Genomic DNA, 14595 nt, shown 5'->3' on the forward strand with positions numbered 1-14595 from the left:
GGCTTTTCTTCTTCCCTATGAATCCCCTGTAAGCGATTCCGAAGCACAGGTATTTTTAATTTTATCCTAAGGATTTAACCATTTTTCTCTTACTTTTTAGGCTTATTTAACCCGCATATCAAAAATTCATAGTATCTTTGTAAAGTATTAGTGAATAATTTTTACGATGATCTTAAAGAAGTTGACTTTACCGGAACTGCTCAAAAACAGTTGTTCCCAGTTTAAAAATAATTTATCTTTAAACTTTGTTCAGTCAGGAAACAGAACTTATCAGAATTTGTACAACGAAGTCCTTTCCATATCCAATCATTTATTAGATTTAGGGATTCAAAAAGGCGATAAAGTAGCCATTTTAAGTGCCAATATGCCCAACTGGGGGATCACTCAATTTGCGATTGCACAGATTGGTGCCATATCCGTACCTATACTTCCGGGCTTCAGTGGCATGGAAATTCAGAATATATTAGAGCATGCGGAAGCGAAGATTATTTTTGTTTCAAAATTGCTCTATAAACTGGTTGCCCCGATAAAAACCGATTTTTTGAAACACAAAATCCTGATGAATAATTTTGCCCATATTCCTGAAGGATATGAGGTAGAAGCAATTGAAAAACTGGAATCCGATATTCCCCTCCATAATTTTAAACCGGTTTCCGGTATAAATATAGAGGAAGAAGATACTGCTTCCATCATTTATACTTCGGGAACCACAGGATTTTCAAAAGGAGTGGAACTCACGCACAGAAACCTGGTTTGGAATGCCCGTCAATGCAGGACAATACAACATGTGGGAGAAACAGACCGCTTCCTGAGCATATTGCCATTGGCCCATACATACGAAAATACCTTAGGTTTATTGCTTCCCTTAATGTTCGGAGCCCAGATCTTTTATCTTGACCGCGTACCGACTCCTAAGTTATTGGTACCGGCTATGCAAAAGATCCGTCCGACAGTTATTCTTTCTGTGCCCCTGGTTATAGAAAAAATTTATAAAACTCAGATTATACCCCGGTTTAACTCTTCCGCCCTGATGCGTAATTTGTATAAATTCACACCTGCCCGGAAATTTTTCAACCGCTTAGCCGGGAAAAAATTGATGAAAACCTTCGGAGGAGAACTTTTGTTCTTTGGAATAGGGGGTTCGAAACTGGACCCTACAGTGGAAAGGTTTTTGCACGAAGCCAAATTCCCTTATGCTATCGGATACGGCCTTACGGAAACGGCTCCCATGAGCGCCGGCAGTAATCCCTCTGCTACCTTTTTACAAGGCGTAGGCCCTGTGATGGAAGGAGTAAGTATGAAAATCAATGAACCGGACCGGAAAGGAGAAGGAGAAATCTGGATCAAAGGCCCCCATGTCATGAAAGGGTATTACAAAAAACCGGAATTGACAAAAGAAGTGATGACGGAAGACGGATGGTTTAAGACAGGGGATCTGGGATATCTCGACAAGAAAGGCCGCCTTTCCATACGAGGACGCATCAAAACAATGATTTTAGGAGCTTCCGGAGAAAACATTTATCCCGAAGAAATCGAATCGATAATCAATAACTTCCGTTTCGTAAACGAATCTTTAGTGGTGGAAAGCAAAGGAAAACTGGTCGCTATGGTTCATTTCAATATGGAAGAATTGGAAAAACAATACCAAAAACTGAAAACCCAGGCAGGTAATTACAAAGCTCATTTAAACGAAATTATTGAAGAACAGAAAAAAGAGCTTTTTGAATACGTAAACAGTCGGGTAAATAATTTCTCAAAGTTACAATTGGTAATGATTCAAAGTGAGCCTTTCGAAAAAACGCCCACCCAAAAAATCAAACGTTTTCTGTACAATAATATCCAGGTTTGAAAGTGAAATTAAAGTATTATTGTTTCTGAACAGAAACGATTAACCAACCCCCGCTTTTGATTAATCCCTTTATCTAAACCGAAGGTTCATTAATCAGCGGGGCGAGTGGCGGGCCTGAATCAGGCGCGAAGTGCCCTTACTCCTTTCCACTCTTAAACCTTCAAACATTCAACATTCCCTCACCTTACATAAAAATCCATCCGGCACACCTCGTTCAAATACATCCGGATACGGGTATTTATTTGCAGTCCTTTATAACGAAACGGATTTCCACAAAAAAAGAAATCTCCGATTTTAATCATAAAAAATCCGGAAGCTTTTGCTACAAAGCGATCTACAGAAACGGATAATCCCCTCATATTGCCGTCAAAAACTACCTTTTCGTCAATCTGCAACATATATTTTACATCCTCTCCCGTATAGTCCGACAACTCACTTATAGCGGCAGAATCGTCAAAAGAAGCGGATAATCCTGAAGGTAATCCCTGCTCCTGCAAATTCCGCTCCAGGGTATCAGCATAAAACCTCAGTCCGACGCCTACCGCATCGTAATACCGCCGGGAAAAACGTTCCGAAATTCCTTTTCCCAATTTACAGGCCCGGAAAACAAGCTGAGGCACACAACTGAGTTCCTGCGTAAAAGCAGGGAAATAAAAATCATTGTTATTCCGCAGTAAAGCGTTGTCCCCGACGACACCTACCGACATTTCCCCTTTCGTACTGTATTCTGCACAAATCAGTTTCATAATCCGCTGCAGCCTTTAAAATATTAATTCATGCAGCGACCGTTTGGGTACATAATGCGTCCCTTCCGCATCCCGCCAATACTCATAATTTCCTGCTTTCATCTCTTCTATGACAACCTTTTCCACCGGTTTTCCCAGAGCGATTACATACATAATCTTCATATATCCGGGCAATTCTAAAATTCTGCGCAGGGCCTCATTCTTAAAAGCCTTTATAATACACCCTCCGAAACCTTTTTCCACAGCCCCCAGCAGAATAGTCTGCGCCTGAATGCCGTCATCGCACAGACAGTTCTCCTCAATCCGGGTATCCAGCAATTGAATCAGGTAAGCCACAGGCCTTTCCTCTTCCTGCGGTCCGGCCCAATCTTTCAGATAACCGGCCCAGGCTAAAGTTTCAAATACCTTTGCCCCTTCTGCCTCATCCGTAACAAGCCTGTATTTCAAAGCCTGTGCATTGCGGGCAGAAGCACAAAAGCGGGTTAGCTCCACCCATTCCGACAAATCTTCCCGAGATAATTTTACACTGTGGTCAAAACGACGATAACTCCTGTTTCTCTGCAATAAATCCTTTAACATAAATGAATTTCAATTATAAATTTTAAATTGTAGCTTTGCCAAGCAAAATTAATAACAAAAAAGCAGGTTAAGAACAAGATTTTGTTTTTTATCCGGAAAGATTATTTCGACAGGCGTAAATTCAAATCATCTATCAGGTACAAATTTGTATGGCATCATTTATTCAATTAGTAGCTAAGGACCTTATTACAAAATATCAATATAACCTTAAAGACCTGACGGTTGTTTTTCCCAATAAACGGGCCGGACTTTTTCTGGCGGATGCTCTCTCCGAATTAGTGGAAAAACCGACCTGGATGCCTGAAATTTTTACCTTCCATGAATTTATAGAACAGCAGACCGGAATAAAAAAAGCAGAGAACATCACCCTTACCATTAAACTGTATAAAGCCTACCTGAAAGCTTCGGGAACAAACGAAAAATTCGAAGATTTCTATTTCTGGGGAAATTTGTTATTGGAAGACTTCGACGATATTGATAAATATCTGATAGATCCGAAAACATTATTCTCCAATATCGTTTCTCTCAAAGAGCTGGAATCCGGATTTTCATACCTGACTCCCGAACAAATCACTGTCATCCAAAATTTCTGGAACAGTTTTAATCCGGAAAAATACAGTAAAGAACAGGAAGAATTTTTAAAAATTTGGAACAATCTTTATTCCACTTATACCCGTTTTAAAAAACAACTTACGGCAGAGGGTATCTGTTACGAAGGAATGGGCGAACGTCATTTTTATGAACACCTCGAAGCCTATTCCCGGGAGCAACCGATCGTTTTCGCCGGTTTTAATGCTTTAAGTCCGTGCGAAAAACAAATCTTCACTTTTTACTATTTAAACCGGAAAGCCCATTTTTACTGGGATTACGATATTTATTATTCTACCGAAGAGTATCATGAAGCCGGCCGTTATATCCGGGAAAATCTGAAACTTTTTCCCAATGAACTCGGACAGGAACATTTCAACAATTTCAAATACAACCGGAAACAGATCGAGTACATTTCTGTCCCTTCCTCTATCGGACAGGCAAAATTGATTCCCAAATTACTGGAGAATTTACCCGAAAAAGACAATATACAAACCGCTCTGGTCCTGTGCGACGAACGCCTGCTCATACCGGTCATGCACTCCATCCCGGAAGATATCCGGAAAATAAACATTACGATGGGATACCCCGCCCGTAACACTTCCGCCGCCGCTCTCATTTATATGCTGGGAGAGCTGAAAAATTACACCAAAACAGCAGGAGAGGAAACCTATTATTACTATAAGCCCGTTATCGCCCTGCTGAACCATAAGTTACTCCGGAATTGCTGCCCTGAAGATATCGATAAAACTCTCGACAACATCCGCCAAAAAAATATAATCTATATACCGGCCCAATCGCTGTATTTTAATGCGGTTACCCAAGCTATATTTGAGGGGAAAGAAGAAAAAATACCGGATTATTTACTCCGGATTCTGAAATTACTGACCCAAACTTTCGATATCGAAAAAGAAAAAAGTTATGCCATTGAGAAGGAATTTATTTTTACCCTTTACCTCTGTATCCAAAACCTTAAAAATACATTCGAGGAAGAACAGATTGAACCCGAAAGTAAACTTTATCTGCAAATGATCTACAAAGTATTGGGATCTGTCAGTATTCCCTTTTCCGGGGAACCTTTAGAAGGACTGCAAATCATGGGGTTACTGGAAACCCGTATGCTCGATTTTAAAAATCTGATTATTTTCTCTGCCAATGAAGGAATTTTGCCAAAGACCAATATTCCTTCTTCTTTTATTCCTTATAATCTGCGGGTAGGTTTCCGTTTGCCTACTCCCGAACAACGAGAAGCTCTTTTTGCCTATAACTTTTACCGCCTGCTACAAAGGGCCCAGAATGTCAAAATCCTTTATACTTCGGTGATTCAGAATCTGAACGGAGGAGAAATGAGCCGTTATCTCCACCAGATTAAATACGAATCAGGTCTGACGGTAAAAGAACAAAATTTCCAGAACCGCATCTCCCTGGAAGAAGAAAAAGAAATCCATATTCCCAAAAACGAAAGTATCCTGCGGCGGCTGGAAGGGTATACGCTTTCTGAAGAAACAGCCCTGTCCCCTTCCGCCTTAAATACCTATATAGATTGTCCCCTGAAATTTTATTTCAAATATATAGCCGGTATCAAAGAAAAAGAAGAGATGACCGAAGAACTGGATCACCGCCTGCTTGGAAACATTTTCCACGAATCCGTGCAATCCTTATATGCTACTGTTGGAGAACAGGAAATCACTTCCCGTATCATCGATTCCCTTTTATCCAATCAATCGTTACTGGAAGAGCATGTATATCGTTCTTACCTTCACGTTTACAATCAGCAAACGAGTAAATTAATGGATAGCGGAAGCAATGAACTGATCCTGGAAATCATCAAAAAATACATCCGGCAAATGTTTCAATACGACAAAACGCTTTGCCCTTTCCGCATCATTTCAACAGAGAAAAAATACTGTATCCCGGTTCCGGTTCAGACCCCAGCAGGCACACAGCCGGTATTTATCGGAGGAATTATCGACCGGGTGGATCAAATCGGGGACACCATAAGGGTAATCGACTATAAAACCGGAGCAGACAATACCCAGTGTAAAAACATTAGTTCCGTATTCGACTCTTCCAATCCCCAACGCAATAAAGCTGCTTTTCAAACCATGCTTTACTGCCTTATGTTTAAACAGCACTGTCCTCCCGCTTCTGCCATTATACCCGGAATATACAGTATAAAATTACTTTTCGGGAACGATTATAATTACAAATTGAAATGTGACAATACCTATATTACCGATTTTAATGCTTATCAGGAAGAATTCTACCAACTGCTCACAGCTTTATTAAGCCGTCTTTTTTCGCCGGAACAGTCCTTTACGCAAGCTCCTAGCGAAAAAAAATGCCGGACTTGTCAATATTCCGGCATTTGTAGAAAATAAAAATAATAAATAATTATCCTTTATGCTGTCCTTTTCCAGCTATCAGTTCTCTTGAAAAAGAGGCTTCTTATCATTCACTCTTTTCAGGCACAGGAATAGCCGACATATAAAGAGTAATTCCGGAATCCCAGACAACCGTCCAGTTTTTAGCTTCGATTTGCCTATTGATTTTCTCTAGCTGATCGACATTTATACCTACTTTAACAAAGTCCCGCGGATAAATCTCAGTATTCTTGGTTACACCGCGCAATACAATTAAACCGGGATTATTACTTGGTCGTGTATTTAAAGTACTAAATGCCGTATTTAAATAGTCTCCGCTGTAATTCATAATTTCCTCCCTACCACCGCCTACCAGATAATCCTGGGTAGATGAAAGATAAACGTATTCCAATTGGGAAAGATTACTGAAATCGATATCAATAATCTGGGTGTTTTCCAGACTAATCTCTTTAAGCTTGTCGCAATTTCTAATCGTTAATCCTGCCCCGTTCAAATCACTTAATGAATAATTCCATTCTGCACACTTAGGCCATTCTGCAAAAGGAACGCCTTCAATGGGCCATTCTGCAATCGGTCCCTCCACTATCTCATATATATTATTTATAGGACTACCTACAGGTGTCGTCACTTGAGGACCACTTACACTCTCTGGTTTATAAATAAACCGACTTGTAGCAAAAATCTCCAGATTCTTGCATCCATCCAGCGTCACTTTGGAATCCAGCACCTCAACCAAATACAGTTCTTTCAGGTTATTATAATTCGTGAAATTAAAATTCTGACTTATAAAACCTCCTCCTCCCCAAATCCGAATATATCCTAAAGCTTTATTCAGTAACTTTATATCAAAATTATCAGCTCCCACTCCAGTCTTCAAGTCAAACGCAGTTAATGCCGTGCTTTCATTGGGACGTACTACACCCTTATCCAAAATTTCGGCTATAATGATTCTGTGCTTTTTACTTTCGGTAAAAGTATGAGTAGCAGTGAATTTATATACAGTCGTTGTATCAGTAGGTAAATAGTAATTTGTAACATCCTTAGCGTCTTCATCCCAAATGACCGCAAGATTTTTAGTTGTTGTCAAAGCAAACTCTAAAGCTGTACCTGTATAATCAAATTCTATTAAATCCAAATATCTATCTTTCGTAAGTAAGTCCCCCAAAGTAGGTCCATATATTTGCTGAATAAATTCTTTATCCTGAACTGATAATTCGGTTTTATACTCTTCAAATTCAATAGGTGGAATATTATTTGCAATCATCTCATAAAAAGGCCACGTCATTATTGATTCTTTATCATAAGATTCAGTTTTGGTTATTAAGAAAGTCTGATCCTGAAGTGGATCCAATACAACCTTCTTCAGTTCTTCCCAAGTGATATAATTTCCCAGTTCATTTTCCCAATAATCCCTGATCGCTGTTTCATCCACATTACCATTTTCGTCGGTAATCCATCCGGGATTGAAATTCGGATGACGAAATTCCAGTTCTAAACCCAGTACTTGTCCGAAAGCCCTTAATACGTCGCTACGTTTAAGTGTATTAGCAATCCGACGCCAACGCGCAAAATGAACTGTAGGCTCTGTTTGCCGACTGTATAACTGCAGATGGTCGGTTCCTGTTATCGCCCAACTCGACATCATTCCCGGAACATAATCGAAACCGATACGAATCATAGCATTCTCATTATCTTTAACAAAATTAAACCTCACACCTGCAACCTTTTCCCACTCTTTGACAACTTCTTTGACAAACTTCCGATAACTCTCTGTACCATTGAGGAATTTTACAGTAAGATTTTCTTCTGCCATCGGTTTACTCCATACTTTCAAGGTATTTGCCACCCCTCGTGTTCCCACAACCGGATTTTCCAACCTCGCCGCTCCATAGAAATATGGAACAAAAGCTTCTGTTTCATTATCCTCTTGTCCTAAATTGAACTTATCTTCATTGCTACACCCGCAAAGTATAAGCAACACTGCTGTTATTAACCATAATTTTTTCATAATTGTGTTTTTTAATGTGTAATTAAGATTTCATTCCTGCAACATATACAAGCTTATTTTATTATAATTCATCTATTATGATTGGCGGATGATGAACCCATCCGGTTCCTTTAGAACGAAACAGACCCAAACCAGATGAGCCACCTCCGGGACGACCCTCATCGCTGTCCTTTTCCAGAAACTTTTCAAAACTATAACCTTCTCCGGAAAGCTCTAAAATACGTTTTACGATCAACTCCCGGCTGATAGCATTAAAATATAAATACTCTCCTGAAGTTCGCATCACACTTTCGTACTCCGATCTCCAGACTCCCTTACCATAATAATAACCTCCTTCATATAAACTTACATAAGGATAACGCGGGTGACCGATCAGATGCGACCAGTATACAGATTTGGGATCATTCGTCAGCGAAACGTTAAGAGCCAAGCCCTTCGCTTGATCCAATTTTAACCTGTTCTTATTGCTTTCGGGTATTTCTTCACCAAAACGACCATCTATATATTCATCTGCAAGTAAACCAAAACCATGACCGACAGATTCATGAATAACAGTACTTTTTAGTATTCCACATTCTCCATAGGGATAACCCGAAAAAGAATAATTTGAATTAATGACACCCGTTCCCTTCATAAAAGTAAGACCTGAGTTATTATCATTCACAACTATCGAAGGATAGGGTATATGTTCACCAACAAGGGGAAGATTAATATAGTCACGCAATATATCCAATCTATTGTCGATTCCATTAGTTTCATCCTTTACTGTTCCCAAAGCCGTCTGATCGCGGTCGTCTCCGATATAAGCCTTACGTGAAACAGCATAAACCATGTAAGCATTAAAGTAATCACGGTATGTCTTAGCCGGCTCAATCGAAAAAAAAGATTCCAGAGCAAATTTCATAACATCACGATAAAAGCCTGTCTCTATATCGATATCTGTAAAAGCGTCTCCTATAAACACGATATCGATACCTGACCCCTTACTGGACCTCTGCAATGTCTCGTATTGCTTATCCATCGTATAATCCCTGCTTTCATAACTGCTCTCTCCAAAAAGATCCTTAAAAAAACGATTTACATAATCTGCATGGATAAAGGTAAGCAAATCCATTACCGAGGATTCTCCCAGTTCACCTTCTGAAGGGAAATACTGACCGTTAAACATATCCATCTGTAATTTACCAGAACCGTCTATCAAAAGGTAACTCGGATAAGGATAATCCGGCAGTACAAGCCGGCGACCTTCAGCATCTCGGTAATCTGTAACAGCAGTCCAGGTAATATTGTGTTCTCGGATATAGCGCCGGGCAGCTTCACGGTATTCATCTCCTTCGGGCGTAATCCCCACGACGGAAAAACCCTGACCGCCAAACAAGGTATGGAGCCGGCGGACGGTCGTCGAGATAAACTCTCCCGATGAGGACTGCAACGGGTCCCAATGCAATAGCATGGTCAGTTTGCTGTTACTGTATACTTCACGCATACTACGCTCCGAACCGTCTGAAAGATCGGTAAAGGTAAAATCGGGAAGGTATACGGCCTTATCATAGTGGAGACCTCCACTTCCTGTACGGTTCTGACGGATCATCTGGAGGGCTAGACGGTTCCATTCCGGATGATTCTGAATCGCAGCAGGTATTTCTCCGTATAAATAGTTGTTGTTTAAAATCAGGTCGACCGTACGACCATTTGTAAACATCGGATCCCACAGAGTCGACATCCAGCTTTTAATCTGGTTAAACGATAAATTCAGGTAGTGGAGTTTCTCAAATTTATACCAATTATCAGGAAGGAATCCTTCAAAACGGTTATGACTAAAATCTATCGTTTCCAATTCCAACAAGTCGTCCAAAGCACTGCGCATATGTCCATTAACATTGGTACTTATCTCTCCCCTAAGATCGTTCCAGCTCAGGTCAAGGTGTTGCAAATAGATTAGCTGGGAGATCTTTTCTGAAATAATACCACTCAGGTTATTACGACTTAAACGAAGACCGGTTACATGACCATCGGCATCCGTTTCCACTCCGTACCAATCTGAAAGGGGAGCATCGCTGCACCAGTTATCACGATGCGTCCAGCCCGGGCCACCTGCAGATTCGTAGATCGATTTCAAGGCTGTAAGCTCCGGAGTCGGATCTTCCCAACCTGACTGAACTACAAACAATTCATCACTCAGGGCCGAAGAAGGATCGGTAAAAACAATAACGCCTGTACGGGCGGACTCTGATTCGTTCCGGGAGATTCGGAAACAATGGGATGAACGGTTCAGTTCACCGGAATGTAAACGGGCTTCTTCACGCATCCAGTCAGCACCCGCTCCGATTTCAACAAGGTAGGATACATTCGAACGTACCTCTACCGTCAACGTCTGCTCCTCGAAGGATATTTCATAACGGTTTTCTCCAAGCAGGATAACATTCTTTTTCAGTTGCCTCACTTCTATACGCTCGTCAAGGGATTCACTTTTGAGAACCAGGCTAAACGTACGGTCCGTATAAGCATTATTGCTATCCACCTCTACCGTTACGCGGATATCATCACCCGCATCCCCGGAAAGAGGAAGGACACGGTACCAATCCTTTTCTTTATCCTCCGTTTCCGTTACAATGTCCCACGACTCATTGGTCGAAAATACAAGTTCTGCCCGTTCTCCATGCGAACTCAAAGGCAAAAGGCCGGTTTCTATCTTCAGGTAAGGTTCCACAGGGGGAGGAATATCCACCTTCCTGTCTTCACTACAGCCCAAAAACAAACAGGCAACCAGAATTGCCGGAAAAAAGGAGAAGAGGATTTTTGCAATTCGTAACATATTCTTTACAGTTAAAAGCAATCAAAACATTATATTTATTTTGATCGATCAAATATATTAATAAAAAATTATACTTCAAAATATTAATTTAACTAATTTAAATATAATATATAATTATGTAACTTTTTAAAAAATAAAGCCAGTTTCAACAGTAATTAAAATAGATTTCTATTCAAAGGTAAAAGCACAACAAGCCTTAACTTTAGGGTGTCAGTATCCATCTTATACAGATAAAACGGGATTCTTCAGACAAATCCGGCCTGATAAAATTTATTTATTATTATATACGAATAAAAAAGAAAAATATATCTGCAACGGAAGTTCTTCCCCTATTCAAGGTAGTATTTCGGGCAGAACATTCGAATGAGATTCAATAAAATATTAATAATTACTACTTAAAGAGTATCAGTCTACAATAAACATTAAAATCCTAAACACCTGTTTATTCTTAGTTAAATTCATCCATTACAATTGGCGGATGATGAACATATCCGGTTTCTTTAGAACGAAACAAACCGAAACCAGATGAACCTCCTCCGGGACGACCCTCATCGCTGTCCTTTTCCAGAAACTTTTCAAAGGTATATTCCTCTCCGGAAAGCTCTAAAATACGTTTTACGATCAACTCCCGGCAAATAGCATTAAAATATAAATTCGATTTTGAGTCGCGCATTACACTTTTATCCTCGGATCTCCAGACCCCCAGGTCATAATAATAACCTCCCTGATAAATACCTACATAAGGATAACGCGCATGACCGATCAAATGCGACCAGTATACAGAATGAGGATCATTTGTCAAGGAAACGTTATAACACCAACCTTTCTTTTGGGAAGCTCTCAATTCGTCTTTTCTATAGTCGGGAATCTCTCCTGTCACATATCCATCCGAATATTCATCACCAAGTAAACCGAATCCGTGTCCAATGGTTTCATGGAGTAAATTTCCTCTTAAATAGCGCCGGCTACCGGGTGGATATCCCGAAAAAGAATAACTCGGACGTATATAAGGCTTTCCCATCCATGTCAAACCGGCTGAATGATTGTTAATGACAACAGAAACAAAAGGGGTATTTCCGGATACAACAGGACGGTATACATAATCGGGCAATTTATCCAGCCTGTTATCTATCATCTGATCCAGATCGACAATTGTACCTAATGCAACCTGATCGCGGTCATCTCCGATATAAGCCTTACGCGAAACAGCATAAACCATATAAACATTAAAGTAATCGCGGTATGTCTTAGCCGGCTCAATCGAAAAAAAAGATTCCAAAGCAAATTTCATAACATCACGATAAAAGCCTGTCTCAATATCAATATCCGTGAAAGCCTCTCCTACAACCACTATATCGATACCGGATCCCTTACTGGACCTCTGCAATGTCTCGTATTGCTTGTCCATCGTATAATCCCTGCTTTCATAACTACTCTCTCCAAAAAGATCCTTAAAAAAACGATTTACATAATCTGCATGGATAAAGGTAAGCAAATCCATTACCGAGGATTCTCCCAGTTCACCTTCTGAAGGGAAATACTGACCGTTAAACATATCCATCTGTAATTTACCAGAACCGTCTATCAAAAGGTAACTCGGATAAGGATAATCCGGCAGTACAAGCCGGCGACCTTCAGCATCTCGGTAATCTGTAACAGCAGTCCAGGTAATATTGTGTTCTCGGATATAGCGCCGGGCAGCTTCACGGTATTCATCTCCTTCGGGCGTAATCCCCACGACGGAAAAACCCTGACCGCCAAACAAGGTATGGAGCCGGCGGACGGTCGTCGAGATAAACTCTCCCGATGAGGACTGCAACGGGTCCCAATGCAATAGCATGGTCAGTTTGCTGTTACTGTATACTTCACGCATACTACGCTCCGAACCGTCTGAAAGATCGGTAAAGGTAAAATCGGGAAGGTATACGGCCTTATCATAGTGGAGACCTCCACTTCCTGTACGGTTCTGACGGATCATCTGGAGGGCTAGACGGTTCCATTCCGGATGATTCTGAATCGCAGCAGGTATTTCTCCGTATAAATAGTTGTTGTTTAAAATCAGGTCGACCGTACGACCATTTGTAAACATCGGATCCCACAGAGTCGACATCCAGCTTTTAATCTGGTTAAACGATAAATTCAGGTAGTGGAGTTTCTCAAATTTATACCAATTATCAGGAAGGAATCCTTCAAAACGGTTATGACTAAAATCTATCGTTTCCAATTCCAACAAGTCGTCCAAAGCACTGCGCATATGTCCATTAACATTGGTACTTATCTCTCCCCTAAGATCGTTCCAGCTCAGGTCAAGGTGTTGCAAATAGATTAGCTGGGAGATCTTTTCTGAAATAATACCACTCAGGTTATTACGACTTAAACGAAGACCGGTTACATGACCATCGGCATCCGTTTCCACTCCGTACCAATCTGAAAGGGGAGCATCGCTGCACCAGTTATCACGATGCGTCCAGCCCGGGCCACCTGCAGATTCGTAGATCGATTTCAAGGCTGTAAGCTCCGGAGTCGGATCTTCCCAACCTGACTGAACTACAAACAATTCATCACTCAGGGCCGAAGAAGGATCGGTAAAAACAATAACGCCTGTACGGGCGGACTCTGATTCGTTCCGGGAGATTCGGAAACAATGGGATGAACGGTTCAGTTCACCGGAATGTAAACGGGCTTCTTCACGCATCCAGTCAGCACCCGCTCCGATTTCAACAAGGTAGGATACATTCGAACGTACCTCTACCGTCAACGTCTGCTCCTCGAAGGATATTTCATAACGGTTTTCTCCAAGCAGGATAACATTCTTTTTCAGTTGCCTCACTTCTATACGCTCGTCAAGGGATTCACTTTTGAGAACCAGGCTAAACGTACGGTCCGTATAAGCATTATTGCTATCCACCTCTACCGTTACGCGGATATCATCACCCGCATCCCCGGAAAGAGGAAGGACACGGTACCAATCCTTTTCTTTATCCTCCGTTTCCGTTACAATGTCCCACGACTCATTGGTCGAAAATACAAGTTCTGCCCGTTCTCCATGCGAACTCAAAGGCAAAAGGCCGGTTTCTATCTTCAGGTAAGGTTCCACAGGGGGAGGAATATCCACCTTCCTGTCTTCACTACAGCCCAAAAACAAACAGGCAACCAGAATTGCCGGAAAAACGAAAAAGAGGATTTTTACAACTCTTGACATACTTTCACCATTTAAAAATAATCGAAAAAGTTATGCTTAACTGAAATTGTTTAAATATATTAAAAATAAATTATTTATACAAACATTAAATTTATTTTAGTCTATTGAATTCTTTATTATTTTTATAACTTCTTTTAATAAAGACAATTACAATCCTGAAACATATAATTTATTTTTATATAAACAGATTTTGTAGGAATCCCTATTTAAAACCTGTTCTACCAAGCCTTCAGACGGCTCCTTTACCTGAATCATGCTCCGATTTAAAGAGAGAATACCTTTATCCGGTATACTGGATTTACAGACTCGACGGCTATTAATATACCGAAATTGTTTCCCATACGGTTTGGCATTTCTAAAATATATCCTCCGATCAGCGAATCCAGCTATTCATTGACCCTCCTTTCCCCAAAGGAACAATAAA

At 40.6% G+C, this 14595-nt stretch carries 7 protein-coding genes; 2 read left to right on the forward strand and 5 right to left on the reverse strand.

The features are described from left to right. Positions 1-166 precede the first annotated feature (166 nt). Positions 167-1849, forward strand: coding sequence for an AMP-binding protein (locus Q0465_RS04880; protein WP_298613604.1), 1683 nt, complete (start codon positions 167-169; stop codon positions 1847-1849). Positions 1850-2028: 179 nt separating this feature from the next. Here Q0465_RS04880 and Q0465_RS04885 read toward each other — a convergent pair whose 3' ends face one another. Together Q0465_RS04885 and Q0465_RS04890 are read right to left on the reverse strand one after the other, a co-directional pair. Continuing rightward, positions 2029-2595 (reverse strand): fumarylacetoacetate hydrolase, encoded by a 567-nt coding sequence (locus Q0465_RS04885; RefSeq protein WP_298613607.1) that lies wholly within the window; start codon positions 2593-2595, stop codon positions 2029-2031. Between the two features lie 15 nt (positions 2596-2610). After that, positions 2611-3174 (reverse strand): nitroreductase family protein, encoded by a 564-nt coding sequence (locus tag Q0465_RS04890; protein ID WP_298613610.1) that lies wholly within the window; start codon positions 3172-3174, stop codon positions 2611-2613. Positions 3175-3323: 149 nt separating this feature from the next. Here Q0465_RS04890 and Q0465_RS04895 point away from each other — a divergent pair, with 149 nt between their 5' ends. Continuing rightward, positions 3324-6143 (forward strand): PD-(D/E)XK nuclease family protein, encoded by a 2820-nt coding sequence (locus Q0465_RS04895; RefSeq protein ID WP_298613612.1) that lies wholly within the window; start codon positions 3324-3326, stop codon positions 6141-6143. Positions 6144-6213: 70 nt separating this feature from the next. Here the strand turns inward: Q0465_RS04895 and Q0465_RS04900 are convergent, their stop codons facing one another. The 3 genes from Q0465_RS04900 to Q0465_RS04910 all read right to left on the reverse strand — a co-directional run bounded on the left by Q0465_RS04900 (position 6214) and on the right by Q0465_RS04910 (position 14171). Beyond that, positions 6214-8154 (reverse strand): hypothetical protein, encoded by a 1941-nt coding sequence (locus tag Q0465_RS04900; RefSeq protein WP_298613615.1) that lies wholly within the window; start codon positions 8152-8154, stop codon positions 6214-6216. Positions 8155-8215: 61 nt separating this feature from the next. Continuing rightward, positions 8216-10969, reverse strand: coding sequence for a M64 family metallopeptidase (locus tag Q0465_RS04905; protein WP_298613618.1), 2754 nt, complete (start codon positions 10967-10969; stop codon positions 8216-8218). Positions 10970-11417: 448 nt separating this feature from the next. After that, positions 11418-14171: a M64 family metallopeptidase gene (locus tag Q0465_RS04910; protein ID WP_298613621.1), complete on the reverse strand. Its 2754-nt coding sequence runs from the start codon at positions 14169-14171 to the stop codon at positions 11418-11420. Positions 14172-14595: the final 424 nt, after the last annotated feature.

Source organism: uncultured Odoribacter sp., assembly GCF_937966165.1.
Classification (GTDB): domain Bacteria; phylum Bacteroidota; class Bacteroidia; order Bacteroidales; family Marinifilaceae; genus Culturomica.